The organism is Acinetobacter sp. F9, assembly GCF_019195275.1.
Taxonomy (GTDB): Bacteria; Pseudomonadota; Gammaproteobacteria; order Pseudomonadales; family Moraxellaceae; genus Acinetobacter; species Acinetobacter pseudolwoffii.
Genome location: NZ_CP078068.1, coordinates 600019 through 620228, shown reverse-complemented (window position 1 = coordinate 620228; position 20210 = coordinate 600019). Strand labels below are relative to the sequence as shown.

The 20210-nt window shown below is 44.9% G+C and carries 14 protein-coding genes and 1 tRNA gene; 11 read left to right on the top strand and 4 right to left on the bottom strand.

Translation table 11 applies throughout. The annotated features are described in order from the left end of the window. Positions 1-34 precede the first annotated feature (34 nt). A complete protein-coding gene (locus KT990_RS02970; RefSeq protein WP_218209144.1) occupies positions 35-2662 on the bottom strand; it encodes an ATP-binding protein in 2628 nt (875 codons plus the stop codon). 197 nt (positions 2663-2859) lie between these two features. On the opposite strand from KT990_RS02970, the gene KT990_RS02965 reads away from it, so the two are divergent. From KT990_RS02965 to rpmE, 4 genes are all read left to right on the top strand, one after another. Next, positions 2860-5028, top strand: a complete 2169-nt coding sequence (locus tag KT990_RS02965) for an AmpG family muropeptide MFS transporter (RefSeq protein WP_218209143.1) — start codon at positions 2860-2862, stop codon at positions 5026-5028. 1 nt (position 5029) lies between these two features. Further along, positions 5030-5431, top strand: a complete 402-nt coding sequence (gene gloA, locus KT990_RS02960; RefSeq protein ID WP_005096493.1) for a lactoylglutathione lyase — start codon at positions 5030-5032, stop codon at positions 5429-5431. A 145-nt stretch (positions 5432-5576) separates the two neighbouring features. Next, positions 5577-6557: a bile acid:sodium symporter family protein gene (locus KT990_RS02955; RefSeq protein WP_100329814.1), complete on the top strand. Its 981-nt coding sequence runs from the start codon at positions 5577-5579 to the stop codon at positions 6555-6557. Between the two features lie 195 nt (positions 6558-6752). Continuing rightward, on the top strand, positions 6753-6977 hold the full coding sequence (gene rpmE, locus KT990_RS02950) for a 50S ribosomal protein L31 (RefSeq protein WP_005096496.1): 225 nt from the start codon (positions 6753-6755) through the stop codon (positions 6975-6977). An 85-nt stretch (positions 6978-7062) separates the two neighbouring features. On the opposite strand, the gene KT990_RS02945 is transcribed toward rpmE, so the two are convergent. From KT990_RS02945 to epmB, 3 genes are read right to left on the bottom strand one after another with little or no spacing between them, the layout of a single operon-like run. Beyond that, positions 7063-9228 (bottom strand): EAL domain-containing protein, encoded by a 2166-nt coding sequence (locus KT990_RS02945; protein WP_218209142.1) that lies wholly within the window; start codon positions 9226-9228, stop codon positions 7063-7065. After that, positions 9210-10955 carry a GTPase gene (locus tag KT990_RS02940; protein ID WP_218209141.1) on the bottom strand — a complete coding sequence of 582 codons (1746 nt, stop codon included), beginning with the start codon at positions 10953-10955 and terminating at the stop codon, positions 9210-9212. Before KT990_RS02940 ends, KT990_RS02945 begins: the two co-directional genes overlap by 19 nt. A 9-nt stretch (positions 10956-10964) precedes the next feature. Continuing rightward, positions 10965-11987 (bottom strand): EF-P beta-lysylation protein EpmB, encoded by a 1023-nt coding sequence (gene epmB / locus KT990_RS02935; RefSeq protein ID WP_005096499.1) that lies wholly within the window; start codon positions 11985-11987, stop codon positions 10965-10967. Positions 11988-12372: 385 nt separating this feature from the next. Between epmB and efp the strand changes: the two genes are divergently transcribed. The 7 genes from efp (at position 12373) to KT990_RS02900 (ending at position 19967) form a co-directional block, all read left to right on the top strand. Beyond that, positions 12373-12942 (top strand): elongation factor P, encoded by a 570-nt coding sequence (efp, locus tag KT990_RS02930; RefSeq protein WP_005171644.1) that lies wholly within the window; start codon positions 12373-12375, stop codon positions 12940-12942. Between the two features lie 171 nt (positions 12943-13113). After that, entirely contained in the window at positions 13114-15213 is a 2100-nt protein-coding gene (locus KT990_RS02925) for a carbon starvation CstA family protein (RefSeq protein WP_218209140.1), read from the top strand. A 10-nt stretch (positions 15214-15223) separates the two neighbouring features. Next, a complete protein-coding gene (locus tag KT990_RS02920) occupies positions 15224-15526 on the top strand; it encodes a YbdD/YjiX family protein (protein ID WP_005096505.1) in 303 nt (100 codons plus the stop codon). Between the two features lie 431 nt (positions 15527-15957). Then, positions 15958-16920, top strand: coding sequence for an AAA family ATPase (locus KT990_RS02915; protein WP_005096506.1), 963 nt, complete (start codon positions 15958-15960; stop codon positions 16918-16920). Positions 16921-16932: 12 nt separating this feature from the next. Then, on the top strand, positions 16933-17838 hold the full coding sequence (locus KT990_RS02910) for a DUF58 domain-containing protein (protein ID WP_005171639.1): 906 nt from the start codon (positions 16933-16935) through the stop codon (positions 17836-17838). A gap of 13 nt (positions 17839-17851) precedes the next feature. Next, the gene (locus tag KT990_RS02905) at positions 17852-19843 is read left to right on the top strand and encodes a transglutaminaseTgpA domain-containing protein (RefSeq protein ID WP_218209139.1); all 1992 of its coding nucleotides are present in this window, start codon (positions 17852-17854) and stop codon (positions 19841-19843) included. 47 nt (positions 19844-19890) lie between these two features. Continuing rightward, positions 19891-19967, top strand: a tRNA-Val gene (locus KT990_RS02900). The last annotated feature ends 243 nt before the right edge of the window (positions 19968-20210 follow it).

The window sequence follows — 20210 nt, the reverse complement described above, 5'->3', positions numbered from 1 at the left end:
TTATTGCTATTTTAAAGATAGAGCAACGACCGGATTAATCTTCTGTTGCTGCATTTGGCTTTTGGGCTATTGCATGACCTGCTTCAAGTTCAATTTGTGGCTCAACAATTTGCTTCTTGTCTTTTTTCTTCTTCTTTTTTTTCTTTTTCTTCGGTAATTCGACCAGCTCACCACCATCTTCAATCGCTTGCCAGTAATCCAGCTGTGCCATCACCGCGGCATAGATTGAATTTTTGCTATAGCGACCTTTTTTATCCAAGGTGCCGACCGGACGCGCCATCAGGATTTCCAGCGCCTGATCAATGGTATCAATCGCATGAATATGGAACTGACCTTCTTCGACAGCAATGGTGACATCTTTACGCAGCATCAGATGCTGCATATTCTGACGTGGAATAATCACGCCCTGTTTGCCGGTCAGACCTTGCAGCTTGCAGGCATCAAAGAAACCTTCAATTTTGGCATTGACACCGCCCACTGGCTGTACTTGTCCCAACTGGTTCATGGAGCCGGTAATGGCCCAGGATTGATCAATCGGTAACTGGCTAATCGCAGAGAGCAGGGCAGACAGTTCCGCGACTGTGGCACTGTCACCATCGACCTGACCATAGCTTTGTTCAAAGGCCAGCGCCGCAGAGAAGTGCAGGGTCTGTTCACGACCAAAATGTGCTTTCAGGAAAGACGACATCAATAACACGCCTTTGGCATGCAAGGAGCCACCGAGTTCCACACTGCGCTCAATGTCGAGAATGTCACCACCCCCTTGATACACCGAAGCAGTCAGACGTGAAGGAAGGCCAAATTCGACATCGGCATAATGAATTACTGATAAAGCATTAATCTGTCCCAGACGATGGTCACGGGTTTCGATTAGCTGTGTACCACGGGTCAGATCCTGCCAGTACAACTCACGTAAATAGCCTAAGCGATATTTGCGATGATCGAGTGCGGTATTGATATGTTTTTCCGAGACCATCTTGTCACCGGCCTGAAAGGCATGATGATGCGCTTCACGAATCAGGTCACCCAAGGTCAGGGCATGTAATGATAATGAACTTTGGTCTTCGGCCTGACGGCTGGAATCTGTGAGCAGTGCAGCCAAAGCAGAACGGTCAAAAGGCAATAATTTATCCGATTGCACATAGTCGGCAATCAGCTGCATATAGGCCTGCTCGTTGTCGTCATTACGTTGTAATGTATCGGTAAAATCAGCACGGATTTTAAAGATGCTGCCCAGCTCCGGTTCAAGCTCTAGAATTTCATAATAAATTTCAGGCTCGGCCAGCAAGATCACTTTAATGTTCAATGGAATCGATGCCGGTTCAATTGAAATACTGCCGGTCAGCGTGATCATATGCTCAAGCGAAGACAGTTTTAAATGCCCGGATTTAAGCGCACGCTTCAAACCTTGCCATGCATAAGGCTGTTCCAGCAATTGTTCCGCTTCCAGCATCAGAAAGCCGCCATTGGCTTTATGCAACGTTCCGGGACGAATCAGGGTGAAGTCCGTGGTGATCGTGCCATTTTGGGTTAGCTGTTCCACATGACCGAGTAAATTGTAATGTGTTGGAAAATCTTCAAAGATGACTGGCGCACCGCTATTCGGCTTGTGGGTAATAATCACGTTGGCCTGATAACGTGCCGGTACGCGGCTGAATAGTGCCGGGGTGAAATCATCCTCTTCCTGTTCCAGCACGATTTCGACATTATTGATAATATCTTCGGCATAATATTTTAGATAATGTTCCAAGCCTTGCACATGTTTGAACTTGGATAAAATCTGTTCTACACGTGGCACCACCACCTGTTTGGCAATATCACGATTCAGAATCTGAACACGGTCGCGTGCATCATCTTCCAGATCACCCAGATGCAAACCCAGACGCTCCAGTTTTTTGTCCATATAGCGCATATTGGTTGCCAATTCGGCCCGATCCTGATTGCTCAGCGCATTCAGATCTTCCTGAGTCATTTCCTGTAATTTGTCATCAATCAGATGTACGGGAACAAAGCAGTGTTCATCGTGTCGCGAGATCAGTTTCAGATCGAGTTCTGAACCTTCTTTGGTGAGTTCGATCAGCGCCTGTTGCTGTTCATCGCCAGTTTCCTGGCGAATCATTTCAATGCGGTTGTGATAGGTTTCCGCGGTAAAACGGCGTTCAAGCTGTTTCAGAATGGTTTGCCAGCTTTGGTTTAACATGGCCTGAAATTTTGGACCCTGACCGGCAGGCAGCTCCAAAGCTATTGGTTGGCGCTGGTTTTGAAAGTTGTTGACATAAACCCAATCATTGGGTGTTTCCATGGTTTTGGCATGCTGTTGCAGCAGGCGCTTCACCATGGTGCGCTTGCCCAGGCCAGCCGTACCCACGGCAAAAATATTATAGCCTGAATAAGGTAAGGCAATCCCGGCCTCTACCGAAGCCCGTGCGCGGTCTTGCCCCAAGAAATTATTCAGGGGCTTGATCCGTTTGGTCGACGCCGGAATTTTTTCTAGGTTTGGAATGTGCGTCAGTTGGGTGGATTTTAAGCGGGTATGCTCAAGGGTGTTGTGAATTTCGCTTTGTTCAAATGCCGAGATAAGTAAATCTGAGCGGATATTTTCTGGTGTTGTCGTATTGTTGCTGGCGATAGAAGAATTAATTTGATCGAGTCTCTGGGTCACTGTTGAAATCCAAAACGAAATATTACGTTGATAAGCGTTAAGGTATACAGATTTGCTTGGAAAATTCAAGCGAACATGTGGCTTTTGCCAGAAAATAAAAAACCGGAAATGTGATAAATATATAAATCTTGTTGAAAGATGCGCTATTACAGGATTGAATAGCAGCAATTGGTTTTTCCGCGGAAAATAATAAAGCAATGACAACACAAACGACGGGTTGGAAATCCGCATTTACAGCATTTTTAGATCGACGTGCCTTGATCATGCTGTTCTTGGGATTTTCGGCCGGTGTCCCGATTCTTCTGATTTTTTCCAGTCTGTCTTTATGGTTAGGTGAGGCCGGAATCAGCAAAAGTGCAGTCACTTTTTTTAGCTGGGCAGCATTGGGCTACTCGTTTAAATTCGTCTGGGCGCCGCTCATTGACGAACTGCCAGTGCCTTTTCTGACCAAGGCTCTGGGACGCCGTCGAGCCTGGTTGCTGATTGCACAGATTCTGATTGTCTGCGCCATTTCCATTATGGCTTTTTCTGATCCGGCTTTGGGCGTAACTCATTTACAGCAAATGGCGCTGGGTGCAGTCCTGTTAGGCTTTTCTGCTGCAACGCAGGATATTGTGATTGATGCCTACCGGATTGAACTGGCGGAAACCCAGATGCAGACCGTATTGGCCGCCACCTATAATGCCGGTTACCGGATCGGGATGATCGTCGCCGGTGCTGGTGCCTTGTTTCTGGCAGCCTATTTGGGAACTGCGAAAGGCAACTATATCTACGATGCCTGGAAATGGACCTATCTGGCGATGGCTGCTGTCATGCTGGTCGGTATTATCACCACACTGTCCATTCGGGAGCCGCAGGTTAACCGGGTGCGCAAACACTATGTGCGCAGTGATTATTTCCGTTTAGTCGCGGTGTTTTTTGTGGCGGTGATCAGTTTTGTCTTGAGCTATATCTATTCGGGCAATCTGGTGGCCAGCATCACCGAACAATTCGCCATTCAAGATACTTTTGCCTTATTCTGTTTTGAGGCCTTGCGCTTTATTGGCTCAGGTGCCGTCGCATTTGCTATCGGGGCAAGCTTGGTAAAATTGGGTGCGGTTAACAAGCAGATGGCCTATGAAACCTGGGTCAATCCGGTTGCAGATTTCTTTAAGCGTTATGGCTTGAAACTGGCATTGGTCTTGTTATTGCTGATCGGTTTTTATCGAGTCTCCGATATTATTGCCGGCGTCATTTCCAATGTGTTCTATCAGGACCTGAATTTCAGTAAAGAACAGATTGCCGAGGCGGTTAAAGTCTATGGAGTGATTTTCTCTTTAGTCGGTGGTTTCCTTGGCGGGCTCTTGGCCCAGAAGATGAACATCATGAAACTGATGTTTGTCGGTGCCGTACTGGCCTGTTCCACCAACCTGATTTTTATCGGCCTGGTCAAGTCTGGTGAAAAACTGGCAGCTGTGGAAGTTAAAGCCGGTAATCAGGTTTATCAGGCAGAGACCGATGAAGTGGGTTACTGGAAGCTAGATGTACCGAGTGCAGTGCTGGCGAAGAGCAAACAGCTACAAGTGTCAGCCGCTTATCTTAATACAGATAATACCAATCAAGCGCCAGTGCAGGTCAGCATGCCGTATTTGACCGCACAACAGGGCAGCACCCAGTTACAGATTCTGCCGATCACCAGTGACAATACCCTCAATGTCGCTGAACAGGACAAGACCATTGTGGTACGTGGTCAATATGTCGGTGCAGCGCTGCAACCGAATCAAAAGATTGTTTTACAAATCAATGATCAGAATCTTGAGGCAAAATTAGAAAGTGAAGGCGTATTTACTGCCGCGATTCCTGCGCAGCAACTGATTCAGTCACCCGCACATATTGTCAGTGCAGTCCTGATGCAAGATAGCCAGGCGCTTCAGCAAACCACACATGTTTATCAGGTCAATGATCAGCTCATCCCTGGCCAGAATCTGGATGTCGATATTCAGCCTTTGGCGGTGATAGATGGCAGTAGTTCCGACATGATCGAAGTCAGTGGTAAGGTCATCAAACCTTATAGCGACAAGTGGCTTTATTTTGCCATTATTGTCGATAATCTGGCTGCCGGACTTGCGGGTGCTGCATTTATTGCATTCTTGTCGAGCCTGACCAGTGTGTCATTTACCGCGGTTCAATATGCGATTTTTAGCTCACTCATGACCCTGACTCCCAAGATTTTAGGCGGATATTCGGGTACTATAGTGACCAATATTGGTTATCCGAAATTCTTCCTCATGACCACGTTAATTGGGATTCCGATCCTGATTCTGGTGGTTTGGGTCGCAAAACTGCTCGGTGAACACCAACAACAATCTGTACAGAAGGATGATTAATATGCGCATGCTGCATACCATGTTACGTGTAGGCAATCTAGAACAATCGCTCAAGTTCTATACTGAAGTACTTGGCATGACTTTGCTTCGTAAACGTGATTACGAAGAGGGCCGTTTTACCCTGGCTTTTGTCGGTTATGGCGATGAAGAAAATCACACCGTACTTGAATTGACGCATAACTGGGATACAGACAGCTATGAGCTGGGCAATGCCTATGGTCATATCGCGATTGCAGTCGATGATGCTTATAAGGCGTGTGAAGAGATTAAGGCACGTGGTGGTAATGTCGTGCGTGAAGCTGGCCCAATGAAAGGTGGCGTGACTGTGATTGCATTTGTAGAAGACCCAGATGGCTATAAAATCGAGCTGATCCAGCAAGATCAGGATGCACGTAATAACTAAGTGGGATGTAGCGTGATAGATGAAATTTATTCACGTGTAGATGAAAATATTACATCAACCTGAGTGCATAGCATGGGCCCGGCATCTGTTAAGATAGCCGGGCATTTTTTTATCGAACAATAAAACTTTAAGGGAAGAACAGCAGATGCTTAAATTGTTGGCATTGGACCGCTTTACGATATTGCTATTTGTCATGGTGCTGTTGGCCAGTGTAGTGCCTGTCTCCGGACAGGCCGCTGAAGTTTTTGGCTGGATCACGACAGGCGCGATTGCCATTCTATTTTTCCTACACGGTGCCAAGCTGTCCCGCGAAGCGGTGGTGGAGGGGATCATGCACTGGAAATTACATACTTTGGTCTTTGCACTGACTTTTGCCTTGTTTCCTATTCTAGGTTTGCTGGCCAAGCCGATTTTATTGCCAATGCTCGGGCAGGAGCTGTACTGGGGCTTCCTGTTTATGTGCTTCCTGCCATCTACCGTTCAGTCTTCGATTGCTTTTACTTCCGTCGCACATGGGAATGTGGCCGGTGCTGTCTGTAGTGCATCTTTTTCCAATATTATCGGCATGTTTATCACCCCGGTATTGGTCGCATTTTTCATTTTAGGTCAATCTGAGCACGGGTTTGACCCAACCGCTTCGATTATCCAGATTACGCTGTTGTTATTGGTACCTTTTATCTTGGGGCAAATTTTACGTCCCTGGATTTATCCAAAAATGATGAAAATGCCAAAAATCGTCAAGGTCTTCGATCAAGGCTCAATTTTACTGGTGGTCTATGGTGCTTTTAGTAGCGCCGTAGTAGCGGGACTTTGGAATGAAGTCAGTCTCAGTACATTATTGCTGTTATTGCTAGCCTGTTCGGTGCTTTTGACCCTGGTGATGCTGTTGTCGCTGTATATCCCACGCTGGCTGGGTTTTAGTCGCGCTGACCAGAAAACGGTATTTTTCTGCGGTTCTAAAAAAACCCTGGCCAGTGGCGTGCCGATGGCACAAATTCTATTTATTGGCCAGCCATTGGGCATGATTGTCTTGCCGATCATGATTTTTCATCAGATTCAATTGATGGTTTGCGGGATTATTGCCAATGTGTGGGCCAAAGAGGCTGAGTTAGAAGCAGAAGAATAATTCGCATATTAAATTCATTTCACGTATAATAATGCCCACTTGTTGTGCTTAGCTCTGACGGTATCCGTCTCGGTGGGCCAAAAGAATGGTCTGTTGTGGTGTTGATCTGCATGAACTTTGTTCCTGCTTCCTCATTTGAGAGTGATCAATAGCGATGACAGCTAAACCTTCTTGAATCTAATGGAGTAATCGACCATGCGCGCCGATATTCACCCAAAATATGAAACTTTAGTTGCGACTTGTTCATGTGGTAACGTAATCGAAACTCGTTCAGCTGCTGGTAAAGAAACACTTTACCTAGACGTATGTTCAGCTTGCCACCCATTCTACACTGGTAAGCAAAAGAACGTTGACACTGGCGGTCGTATCGACAAGTTCAAACAACGTTTTGCTGGTATGTCACGTTCTGTTAAACGTTAATACCCAAAATAAAAGAAACGGGTCTCAAGCCCGTTTTTTTGTGCCTGCCATTTGGAAAGTAACCGCATGGCAGGCATATAACTATTTAATGCTCTTGTACATCAATCAGGTGATCGAGTTTTTTCTGGAAATAATCCCCTTGAATAAAGCGGGCATCAACATTCCAGGCATTGGCGAACAGGGTCATATCATTTAATTCGCGGACCAGAATATTCAGCGGTTTGATATCATTATAGCTGGTGATTTTTTCTTGCAGCTGCTCGACTTCAGTCTCGTTATTCAGCATCTGGGTCAAGCTGGAATGCAAGCTGACACCATCTATTTCCAGCTCACGCAGCAAATTCGGACTATACATCGATTGACCAAAATCACGCAGCGCAATCAGCGCGCCATGTTCATGCAGAACACGTAGATATTTCTGTGCATCCTGTTGATTCAGCAGAATATCTTCTTCAGAGAATTGCAGGATCAGCGGATGTCGGACTTTGCTGCGAATAATCGTAATCAGCTTGGAAATAAATTCCGGGAAGCTACGGTCTTTAAAGAGTACCGCACGGTTCAAATTCACGATTAAGGTCGCATCCGGATACTGGGTAATAAAGTTGTGCAACTGTTTACTGGCTTCAACCAGAATCCAGCGATCCAGTTTAATCGACAGCTCATCATCTTCATGCAGTTCAAGGAGTGTAGAAATATCCTGCCATTTATTCTCATAAATGAAGCCGCTGGTCACTTCATAAGTATAAAGGCGGGTATCTTCTTTATCATACAACTGCTGATATTTTAAATGGATTTCACCACGATCCAGACATTCACTCAAAGCTTTCAGGATATGAGGTGTCGCCGCAGGAATAGAGCTGACTGCTGGACTGATCGCCGCAACTGTTGGGCTTTCGATTGGTGTTTCAGCCACACTAAAATCGATCTGCGGCATTTCTAGAGATGGCTGGTTGCTCAGTGAAGCAGGAATATCTAGTACAAATTCAGGTGCTACTTCTGCTTGAGGTAAAGACGTAGAGAAGGCTCGTGCAATCAGTTCATTGCAGTGCGCTTCATCATTTAAACCCTGTTCCAGAACCACATAACCCATGCGTAAATTGAGCGGGAACGAATTTTGTCCCACTGTCACTAATTGTGGCTTGCTGAGTGCATTTAATCCGATCAGTTTGGATTCAAGAATTGCTTTGGAATCTGCCTGGAACAGACCGACAAGGACGTCATATTCCAGCTTGAATAATGGAACATGGGTTTGTTCTTTGAGGAATTCTTTAACAGCTTTGAAATATCCACTAAACGTCGTCCACTCAGACTGTAGAACTTCTGGTTCATAGGAACTTAAAGAGAAAGTTACCATGGCATTTACAGGTGCGGACTGTTTGGTTATTTCACGTTTAAGGAGTTGGAAAGTACTCGGTTTTCCGGCTGGCTTCTCGGTATTGCCTGCTTGAGCCTGAGTATCAATAGTAATTTGTAGTGCATCTTCTTCAGCGCTGGATGGCAAGAATTCCAGTTTTAATGGCTTAGATGCGGCGACACGCGGATTAAGAGAGTGGATTTCAACCCGGCCTAAATCGACCTGGCCTTGAGAAATCTTTTTGAAACGTGTTTTAAAGTCGTTTAGATCAGAAGGTTGTAATAGATCTAGCAGCGGCAGGCCAATAATCTCGTCTTCACTTTGTAAGCCAAACAGTTTCAGATAGTCTGCATTGGCCTGAATATGAATCCCTTCTTGAATGGTTGCGATGGCACGATTACTATCTTCGACTAAGGATTGTGTCTGACTTTGTGCTGCTTCCAGTTCATTGAGCAAATGTTGCTGGGTCTGCGATACACGGCTAAATGACAATGCCCGAACCAGTCCCACATAAAAGCGTTCCAGGTAGTCAAAATTGAGAATGTCATAAATTCCTTTATGAATATACTGGGCATAGTGTTCAGCCTGATAGTCATCCGGTTTAAGCAAAATCATCGGCAGATGAGGCTGCTGGGAAAGACGCACCAGACTTAAGGCCTGTTCATATTTCAGATCATAAGCACGGCCAAAGATAATCAGATCCCAGTTAAAATTTAACTGTTTTTCAAAAGATTGCAAATCATCAAGCAGGACAGCATCAACCTGATAGTCATTGCTGGTCAGAAGATCACGGATTTGGTTATATCTAATTTGATTATCATCAATAATCAGTAAACGTGTTTCGGTACGTTTTAACTTTTTAGACAATAATGGATTTCTCACTTCAATGCTTCCCATAAATCATGATTTCTGCTTTCATTCATGTGCTGACCGATAAAGTTTTCTATCATTTCTTCTTCTTGATCATTCAATAATTCATAATCAAAACGGATAAAACTCTGCGTAATCAGTTGTGCTTTGGTCAGATAGATTTTTAATTCTTTCTGACCGAGGCGTAAATGAATGGTTTGTTTTTCCCTAAACATCTGTGAACCAGAGACAATCACACTGGTCGTGACCTGATCCAGTTGCGTCATTTTTACCAGCAGTGCAGGCTGATAATTGACATGATGGCGTTCGGTACGGCTATAAGCCGCGCAAGGGAATAATTCCTGAGCCAGAACTTCCAGACCAATTTCCAGACTCTTGTCGGTCGATTGCTTGATCCAGCGAATCACACCACCACGCCACTGACGCTGTGATTTTTCCTGAACCAGAATAAATTCACCGGTTTTCAGATTGGCAGGGGTAATGCCTGACCATTTAATCCGGTAACCATTGACACTAATATCCAGAACTTCAGCACTATGAATCTGTTTGGTTTCGCGATCGAGGGCCTTGATGCTGCTAAAACCACTTGGAATGGCATTTTCCATTGAGCTGACAAAACTGCTTTCACTCTGGAAATTATAATTGGCCTCAAGTTCCAGGGTCTCGTTAAAGTTTTTACCTTTGGATAGATAAAAATGTGCCACCGTCAAGCCAAAGCAGATATTGATCTGGGCTGAATATTCATAACGTTCGTGACGGCGTTCGATATTATTCGAGAGCAGATTATAGATATGAAAATGTAGTGCAGGGGTCAGGAACAGTTTTTCATTACGCGACAGATACTGGGCATTTTTGCTTTGAGTATGGGTCAAATGTTCCATCAGATTCTGGGTGGAAATATAGAAGCTTGGCTGAAAATGTTCACCCTGATGCGAATTAAAGATCGGGGGGTGATCTTTGCTGGCGTCGACTACATAGCGCGAAAGTGTGGTTTCTTTCGGCAGAATCTGCACCAGTTTGGCCCAGTCAAAACTGCATAGGTACAGCCCCTGAATTTCTGCAGGGCGAATCTGATGGGTATTAAAAATATCCAGTAAAATCAGTTGAGCATAAGCATGTGCAATATTCTGGATCTCGTGCTGGGTGCCTAAGACCTGATTGATATTGCTCTGGTAGAAATTATTTTCGATTGCACATTCAAGCAGTTGATGGGCAGCCAGCCATTGTCCCAGACCTGGCGTGCTATACAGCATATGCTGTTGATATAACAGCAGGCTGAGCTGTTGCAAAGCATAATAAATCGACACCATACGCGCGGTTTGAATGCTTTTCTTTTTGCCCAGAGAAAACAGAGAAAATTTTTGATGGGTCAGTTGATGATTACAGCGTTTGACGATATCAATATAAATTTTGGCAAAATGGCTACGCAGCAGCATGGCCAGTTCAATGATTTGATCGTTACGATCCGAAGTAATCAGCCCCTGATTGACAAAATGCTTTTCCAGACTGGTCAGAATATTTTCAAGGGTCGGATGCAAGACCTGAATCAGGTCAAAGCGCAGGGTTTCTGTGCATTTCAGCTCAGAAATTTCTAATAAGGCATTAAACAGGGATTTGGATGAATTTCCCAGTTGCAAAATTGAAATACCGGAAACCCACTCTTGCAAAGCTTTGGCAGTCGTCGGGCAAAAGCTCAGCTGATCCCGTGTGAGTTCCGTCGGTGTCTGAAAAATGTCGGACGTATGCTTGCTCATCTTTATTATTTAACTCAAAAATGTTGAAACCCCAAAAAGCGGTGTCTTATTGTTCTCGCCCGCTATTTCTCGAACCAGTTTAGGAACCAAATACCCCGGAAGGTTCGCTAAAACTTCAGTATAAATCTCATAAATGTCATCAGATGGTAAATCAAAATGATGTGCACCTTTTACTTTATCAAGTACATGTAAATAATACGGCATCACCCCGGCATCAAACAAGCGATAGCTTAAATCTGTCAAAACCTGAGCAGAATCATTCACACCTTTTAATAAAACTGTCTGATTCAGCACAGTAATCTGTTGTTGAACCAACTGGTTCAAACGCTTGCAGGTGAAGTCATCCAGCTCCGATGCATGGTTGGAGTGTACCACCAGAATAATACGTAGCCTACTGTTTTTTAACATGCTAAGTAGCTCTTCGTCCACCCGGTTAGGGATCACAATGGGAACTCGTGAATGTATTCTTAAAAATTTGAGCTGTGGTAGAGATTCTAGCCGCTCGATCCAGAGTTGCAATTTCCGGTTGGATAAGGTCAGTGGATCACCACCGCTCAGAATCACTTCATTAATATCAGGCTGGCTTTGCAGATATTGCTTGATATTGATCCAGTCTTCATTTTTAGGCAGGTTGTCCTGATAAGGAAAATGCCGGCGGAAACAGTAACGACAATGCACGGCACAGGCACCGGTCAGCGTCAGCAAGAAACGTGATTTATATTTATGTAATACGCCGGGCTGCTGATTGGCCTGCTCTTCGCCCAAGGGATCGGTAACAAATCCCGGATGATCTTCCAGCTCCAAATGATGCGGCAGGACTTGTAACAGTAGCGGGTCTAAAGGATTGCCTGGCTGCATTTTGCCGACAAAAGCACGTGGCACACGTAATTTGAACTGTTCACTGGCCAAAATGGCACCTGAGAGCAGCTGCGCCGGTGCGAGTTGCAGCAGTTCAAGCAGTTCGTGTGGATCGGTAATCAGGTCGCTAAGCTGTGATTGCCAGTTTTGTTCTTGATATAAATAATTCGTCATGCTGGAAGATTAACAGTAGAAGTGGGAGGGCAAGGCCAGAGGGTTGCAGTTTAACAGTTTGTCGAGAACCAGAATAATCTGCTGTGCGATAAAATTTGTCGTCATGACTATATGTATGTCAAAAATGATGACAGCCGGATGGCATTTTAGCGTCCAGCAAGACATGAATAAACAAAGGATTTTCATGCCTGATGGTAACTTAGGCAGTGTGAAGGGCTGAAAGCGGAATTTTTCATTGCGGCGAGCGCCATTGCTCATTTAGAATACGTAACATTAAATGAATGTGCATGTGGCAACTTAATGTTCGTGTCAGACTTGCTAAATGACATTGCAACAGCCCTTAGCATCGATAGATTAAAGTTAGTAAGTTTGGAGTGCGCCAGTCATGGCCTATTATTCTACGAATGATTTCAAGTCAGGCCTTAAGGTTATGCTTGATGGTAACCCATGTTCAATCATGGAAAACGAATACGTAAAACCAGGTAAAGGCCAAGCCTTCAACCGCGTAAAATTACGTAACCTTAAATCAGGTAAAGTTCTGGAAAAAACATTCAAATCAGGCGAGAACCTAGAAGCGGCTGATATCGTTGAAGTAGAAATGGAATACTTGTACAACGATGGCGAAATGTGGAACTTTATGGATCCTGTATCGTTTGAACAAATCGCAGCTGATAAAACAGCGATGAGCGATGCTGCAAAATGGTTAAAAGACGATTCAAATGAAAAATGTACCATTATGCTGTTCAATGGCGTGCCGTTAAACGTGACTCCACCGAACTTCGTGGTACTTAAAATCGTTGAAACTGATCCAGGCGTTCGTGGTGATACTTCTGGCGGTGGCGGTAAGCCGGCGAAACTTGAAACAGGTGCTGTGGTACGTGTTCCATTATTCGTACAGCAAGAAGAAAGCGTTCGTGTAGATACCCGTACTGGTGATTATTTAGAACGTGCATAATGGTTTTAAAATAGACTATTATCGAGAGGGATGATCTAGATCATCCCTTTTTTTATGCCAAAGTCTTAGAGGAAAGTGAAAAGAACAGGCGTAAAGTCGCAAGGGAAAACAGCAGTACTTCGAACAACAACAACCGCGCTGATTTGTATGCATCACAATATGAGGGATTGAATGGAAACTTTACAAAAGAAGTCCACGCTGACTTCGAAAATAATTTGGCTTTTGGTAGCCATAGTGGGTGCAGTCTCCTTTGGAGTGCTGGCCCTGAGTCGGGGTGAGCATGTCAATGCAGTCTGGCTGGTACTGGCAGCTGCCTGTGTCTATAGCATTGCTTACCGTTTCTATAGCTTGTTTATTGCCACCAAAGTATTCGAGCTGAATGAGCGCCGTTTAACCCCTGCGCATCGTCTGGCCGATGGTCTGGACTATGTGCCAACCAATAAAAGTGTTTTGTTTGGCCATCACTTTGCTGCAATTGCCGGTGCAGGCCCGCTGGTCGGTCCGATCCTGGCCGCGCAAATGGGTTATTTGCCCGGAACCATCTGGCTCTTGGTCGGTGTAGTACTGGCCGGTGCGGTACAGGATTTTCTGGTGCTGTTTATTTCGACCCGTCGTGACGGTCGTTCACTCGGTGAAATGGCCAAGCAGGAACTCGGCACCTTTGCCGGTATTATCGTCATGCTGGGTGCCTTGGGTGTGATGATTATCATCCTGGCGGTGTTGGCACTGGTGGTCGTCAAAGCCTTGACCAATAGTCCGTGGGGCGTGTTCAGTATTGCTGCCACGATTCCGATTGCGATCTTTATGGGCGTGTATATGCGTTTTATCCGTCCGGGTAAAATTGCAGAAGTGTCGATTATTGGTTTTGTATTGATGATGCTCGGGATCATCTACGGTGAAAACATCGCGCAACATCCTTACTGGGGGCCGTTCTTCACACTATCGGGAACTGAGCTGACCTGGGGATTGATCATCTATGGATTTATTGCATCAGTATTGCCGGTGTGGCTGTTGCTTGCGCCACGTGATTATCTATCCACTTTCTTGAAAATTGGTGTAATTGCCGGTCTGGCGATTGGTATTCTGTTTGCCATGCCTGAAATGAAACTGCCAGCGGTGACCAAGTTTATTGATGGTACTGGCCCGGTATTTGCAGGCTCCATGTTCCCATTCCTGTTCATTACCATTGCCTGTGGTGCGATTTCCGGTTTCCATGCCCTGGTCTCTTCGGGAACGACACCGAAACTGGTCAATAACGAACGCGATATCCGTGTGATCGGTTATGGCGGTATGTTGATGGAATCTTTTGTGGCGATCATGGCTTTGATCTGTGCCGCAGTTCTGGATCCGGGAATTTATTTTGCGATTAACTCGCCAGCCGCCTTACTTGGGACTACCGCAGAAAGTGCGGCAGAAGCAGTGCGTACTCTTGGTTTTGTGGTAACCCCTGAAGCCTTGACTTTATTGGCTCAAGAAGTCGGTGAAAACTCGATTCTGTCACGTACAGGTGGTGCACCGACTTTTGCGATTGGTATGGCGCATATCATCACGGAAATTTTTAATAGCCGTGAAATGATGGCGTTCTGGTATCACTTTGCGATTCTGTTTGAAGCCTTATTCATCCTGACAGCGGTAGATGCCGGTACGCGTGCCTGTCGTTTCATGGTACAGGACACAGTCGGTATCGTGATTCCTGCGGTGAAAAACTCGCATAATTTCTTTGGTAACTTGCTGGGTACTGCGGTTGCAGTCGCAGGCTGGGGCTTCTTCGTCTATCAGGGCGTGGTCGATCCACTCGGCGGCATTAACAGCTTATGGCCGCTGTTTGGTATTGGTAACCAGATTCTGGCTGCGATGGCGCTCATTCTCGGTACAGTCATTCTGTTCAAAATGAAAAAACAGAAATATGTCTGGGTCACCATTATCCCGACCGTTTTCCTGTTCATTACTTCCATGACTGCCGGCTGGCAGAAGATTTTCCACGAAAATCCGAAGATTGGTTTCCTGGCACAAGCTGATCGTTTCAATACGGCCATCGCCAATAATGAAATCCTGGCGCCGGCTAAAAGTATTGCAGAAATGCAGACTGTGGCCATGTCGAATCAGATTAATGCCGCACTTTGTGCCTTTTTTATGATCGTTGCTTTTGTGATGCTGTTCGCCGCGATTCGCGTGATTCGTCGTGCTTTAGCAGATCCGAATCCTTCTGTGCATGAAGCGGAAGCCATCTATCGCGATCCTGAAGACATTCAGCCAGCGAAAGGTCATTAAGGAGAGTCTTATGAATCTGAAATTTGCCAAAAGCGGAAAAACCATGATTTATAAAATCATCAAAATGACCGTGATGTCACAAAAGGATTTGATTCTGAATCCGAAAAACTGGTCACGTATTGCGACCTTGTGGCAACGCTTGCAGCAAAGTTTCCGCCTGATGGTTGGGGTGCCAGATTACCAGACCTATGTGGAGCATATGCGCAAGCATCATCCAGACCTGGAAGCGATGGACCCGAAAACATTTTATCGTCACTGTGTGGATTCGCGTTATCCATCGGCAGGCGGCGGGATGAAAAAGTGTCCGTGTTAATCATTGAGTAAAACAAGCGCCTTTCGGGGCGCTTTTTTATGCCTAAATATCGGTCTTAAAAATGGCCGAGCGAATGACCTCTCATTTCATTCACTCAGTTGTTTCAGAATATTCTTGATTCAAATCCAGGATAAAAATAAATCTGCATACCTTTTAAGTATGGTGTTTTAACTATCATAAATAAAATGTATACGAGGTATTAATACTCGCACTCGAAGAAAAAATGATTTCTTCTTGAACCGGTTTTTTTGCCTGTTTTCTATGTTGCCATTTTCTCCGTACTTGATAAAACCCACCTATTTTTATTTGAATTTTCGCCATTTTGTCGCGGGTATTCTCATTCAGTTACACAGATAGAGAATTGATCTTTTGGGGAAATTAAAATTTCAGTGTATGTTAATCCTAGACCGTGTTTTATTAGGAAAATTAGTGTGATCTGGGGCATGAAACAAAAGGAAAATAACGATACTGCACATCTCAATACTGTGCTTGAACAAAAGATTGCAAGTTATGCGCCCAAGATCCAGCATTTTTTTGAAGAGGTCAATGCCATCGTACTGGACAAGCAGGCCCAGACCAAGTTGGCGCTGTGCTGTCTGATTGCAGGTGGTCATGTTCTATTTGAGGATTTACCGGGTCTGGGGAAAACCACATTGGCGAGTAGTCTGGCACATCTGGCAGGGTTGAAGTTCCAGCGGATTCAATTTACCAACGATATGCTGGCCAGCGATGTCATCGGTATTAATATGTTTAACCAGAAAGAACATCAGTTCGAGTTTAAACAAGGCCCGATTTTCACCCAGATTTTACTGGCAGATGAAATTAACCGTTGTAGCCCCAAAACCCAGAGTGCCTTACTTGAAGCCATGGAAGAGGGTTATGCCACCATTGATGGCGTACGCTATGCCTTGCCAAAACCATTCTGGGTGATTGCCACACAGAACCCGCTGTTTCAAAGCGGCACTTATGCCTTGCCGGAATCGCAGCTGGATCGTTTTCTGATGCGTTTGTCTTTGGGTTATCCATCGCGTCATGCTGAGAAGCTGTTATTACAGCAGGAATCCCGTTTTGCCCTGATTGCCAGTCTGGCGCATATTTTTACTGAAGATGAAATTCTGGATCTGCAAAGTCTGGCGCATCAGGTCTTTATGAGTGAAGCGATTCAGGAATATCTGCTGGATCTGGCGGAAGAAACCCGCAAGAACCGTCATGGCCTGTCCACCCGTGGTTTATTGGCACTCAAGCGTGCAGCACAAGCGCATGCGCTGATTCAGCAACGTGCCTTTGTCACAGCGGATGACGTACAGGCCGTATTTGTGGCGGTGACTTCACATCGTCTGGGTTTGAGTGAAGCTGAAACTTTGAATGTCATGCAACAGGTTGCGGTCAGCTAGAGGAGTCCTCTCTTGGATAAAACCTGGCAAGAATGGCTGGCCAAACGCTTTCAATTTTCACAGCAGAAACAGCTCTCGCAGAAAGACGTCTTGGTATTTATTTATCAGCAGGGCTATCTGTATCTGGTGTTGATCTTGATCACCTTTGTGGCAGGGGTGAATTATGCCAACAATCTGATTTTAGGTTTCTGCTTTTTAATCAGTGCTGTGCTGTGTATCAGTTTTTATCTGACGTTTAAGCAGCTGCATGGCTTGAAGATTGAATTAATCGCGGATGAAGTGGGGCAGGTCGGACACAGTCTGAATCTGCAAATGTATTTTCAGCAGCAGCAAGTTCGACCACATTATTTGTATATTAAAGCTGGAAATCAGCTACACAAAGTTTATCTGAATGCACAGAAGCAGCAGTTTATCCTGCCATTTTATGCAGAGCAACGCGGTAAATTTGATTATCCCGTCATTCAAATATATTCGGTTTATCCTTTTGGATTGGTTCGGGCCTGGACTTATCTTTATCATCAGCATACTGCCTGGGTTGCGCCCAAAGCAGAAGTTTTTAGCGCAGAAAATAGATACCATCTGAACCGCTTTGAACCAGATATGGATGAATTTCGCGAACTGCGAAATTACCAGACTGGCGATTCCTTGCAGTCGGTATCCTGGAAGCAGTTTGCCCGAGGACAGGGCTTATATGTCAAGGTTTTTGAGCAGTATCAGGATGAACACAGTATCGAGATTCATTATGAACATATGCCGACGCAATCACATGAAGAAAAACTTGAATTTATGATGGGACTGATCGAGCAATGCGAGCAACAACAATGTGCTTATGCACTGCATTTGCCCCAAGCCGAATTGCCACAGGGTGCAGGTGAAGCGCAACTGCGTAAAGCCAAACAGTTATTGGCACAGGCCTAAGGCAGATAAAGCAATGATCAATGCAAAAATCCATACTTCGATTGTACTGACCTTGAGCCTGATTCTCATCGCCCAAATGGCATTTATTCCGGTTTTACTCAGCATTATTTTTGCCATCAGTATTCTGTGTATCTGGATTTATCTGAAACGTCAGCAGCCATTTCCTAAAATTGGCACCTTCTTGCTCACAGTTTTGGCACTGGGCAGTATTTATTTAAGTTATCAGAGCTTTATTGGTGTTGAAGCTGGAGTGGCAGTTTTATCGACATTTTTATTTGCCAAATCACTGGAAAGTAAAAACAGGCGTGACTTAATTATTTTGTTTAATTTTGCCCTATTTGTCGCTGCCAGTTCATTTTTATACAGTCAGTCATTTGGCATGGCGATCGTGATTGTGCTGTGTTTAATCAGCTGTCTGATTGGCCTGTACCGGATTCAGACCAGCGAGTTTGAGCAGGAGCCGACCACCCAGCGTGCCGCCTTACAACAGGATGCCAAGCATGTAGCGAAGTTTATCCTGTACGCCATTCCATTTTTCCTGCTGCTGTTTATTTTCTTCCCGCGTTTGCCACCACTTTGGCATATTCCCATCCCAGAAAATAAAGGCGTGACCGGTATTAGCGACAGCATGTCGCCTGGTGATATTGCTGAATTATCGCAGTCTAGTGCATTGGCTTTCCGGATTATCGGTGATGTCAGCAAACTCCCACCGCGTTCAGAGCTGTATTGGCGCGCCTTGGTACTGGATGAATATGATGGTCAACGCTGGACCAGCAGCTTCGTCAATCAGCAACCTTTAATGCGACAGCCCATGGATAGCTCGCCAGTGCCGGTTGGATGGAACTATCAATATCTGGCTGCGGATCCTTCGGTGTTCTGGATCATGGGGCTGGAAAAATCGATACCTGTAGAGCGCCGTTATTATAACCGTCAGGACTGGAGTATTGTACCGCGACGACTCACGCAACGCGTTGAACCGATTCCGCTGCAGTGGATTGGGACACAATATGATCCTCAGGCTGTAGGTCAATATCTCGCGCGAATCAATAGCCAGGTACAGCGCAGATTCGACCCTCGAGCGCAGCAGCTGGCACAACGCCTATATACGCAAAGTGCTGAAGATCCACGCCGTTATGTGCAGAACGTTCTGAACTGGTATCAGCAGAATAACTTTGTTTATACCCTGAAACCGGGCCAGTTGGGACAAAACCGGATTGATGAATTTCTATTTAATTCGCGGCAAGGGTTTTGTGAGCATTATGCATCGAGTTTCGTCATGCTGATGCGTTATGTCGGGATTCCTGCACGTGTGGTGACTGGTTATCAGGGTGGAGAACTGGCACCGGATCGTAAGAGTTGGGAGGTCCGGCAACTGGATGCTCATGCCTGGACAGAAGTCTGGTTAGATCAGAAATGGCAGCGCTTTGATCCGACTGCCATGATTGCGCCACAACGTATAGATGGCGGAATGCAAAACCTGATGTCTCAAGATGAAAGAGTTTGGTCAAATAATTCGACCTGGACATCGCAGAATAATCAGTGGATGACCAAGATGCGGGTCTGGAGCGATTATGCCAGCTACCAGTGGCAAAGCAAGGTGGTGGGTTATAATGCAGAATCGCAACAGAACTGGCTATCAAAATTAGGTCTGAGTTCGGCTTATTCGAGTATTATCGTTTTGCTCGGCAGTATTGCACTACTGATTCTAGCCTATGGACTCAGAATTTATCTAAAAGCCCGACAGGCTCAATCCCCATTTGATCGTGCTATCCAACAGTTGAATCAATCTTTAGCTGACGATCTCAAAAAACAGCCTGCTGAAACTTTTCATCACTGGATGCAGCGTTTATCCCAACAGGTTAAGGTCGAAAATCAGTCTGCATTTATAGAGGCAATCCGGATTTTTGAAAAATATCTTTATTCAGGAGCAGAACTTACTGATCAAGAATTGAAAAAATTCAAGTATTTGCTTAAAACTTGTGCTGATAGTTTAAAAATCAAATGAAAAGACTTGTCTTCAGTCAGAAAAATTTATAATATGCCATGCATTCTAGGTGTATAGCTCAGTTGGTTAGAGCGCTACGTTGACATCGTAGAGGTCTCCAGTTCGAGTCTGGATATACCTACCAAGATTCAAAAAAGCCCATTCAAAGAATGGGCTTTTTTATGACTTAATTTTAATGTAATAAATTTAATTGTTTCATAAAGTCCAGCCTGCCCTCAAAAATACAAAAAATAGCAGGACTAAACTCTTAAAGCATATAAGGATTATGTCTGGTATTTTTTAGGTCATTTTAAAATCAAGATAAAATATATTTTATAAAAAATCTTTATTTAAACCTGACATATTTTAACTGAACTATTTAAAGTAT

Bases quoted from the DNA above. Each gene is read 5' to 3' on its own strand.
- rpmE (WP_005096496.1), top strand. From the start codon at position 6,753: ATGCGCGCCGATATTCACCCAAAATATGAAACTTTAGTTGCGACTTGT.
- gloA (WP_005096493.1), top strand. From the start codon at position 5,030: ATGCGCATGCTGCATACCATGTTACGTGTAGGCAATCTAGAACAATCG.
- KT990_RS02965 (WP_218209143.1), top strand. From the start codon at position 2,860: ATGACAACACAAACGACGGGTTGGAAATCCGCATTTACAGCATTTTTA.
- KT990_RS02920 (WP_005096505.1), top strand. From the start codon at position 15,224: ATGAATCTGAAATTTGCCAAAAGCGGAAAAACCATGATTTATAAAATC.
- epmB (WP_005096499.1), bottom strand. From the start codon at position 11,987: ATGACGAATTATTTATATCAAGAACAAAACTGGCAATCACAGCTTAGC.
- KT990_RS02945 (WP_218209142.1), bottom strand. From the start codon at position 9,228: ATGGGAAGCATTGAAGTGAGAAATCCATTATTGTCTAAAAAGTTAAAA.
- KT990_RS02925 (WP_218209140.1), top strand. From the start codon at position 13,114: ATGGAAACTTTACAAAAGAAGTCCACGCTGACTTCGAAAATAATTTGG.
- KT990_RS02905 (WP_218209139.1), top strand. From the start codon at position 17,852: ATGATCAATGCAAAAATCCATACTTCGATTGTACTGACCTTGAGCCTG.
- KT990_RS02955 (WP_100329814.1), top strand. From the start codon at position 5,577: ATGCTTAAATTGTTGGCATTGGACCGCTTTACGATATTGCTATTTGTC.
- KT990_RS02940 (WP_218209141.1), bottom strand. From the start codon at position 10,955: ATGAGCAAGCATACGTCCGACATTTTTCAGACACCGACGGAACTCACA.
- efp (WP_005171644.1), top strand. From the start codon at position 12,373: ATGGCCTATTATTCTACGAATGATTTCAAGTCAGGCCTTAAGGTTATG.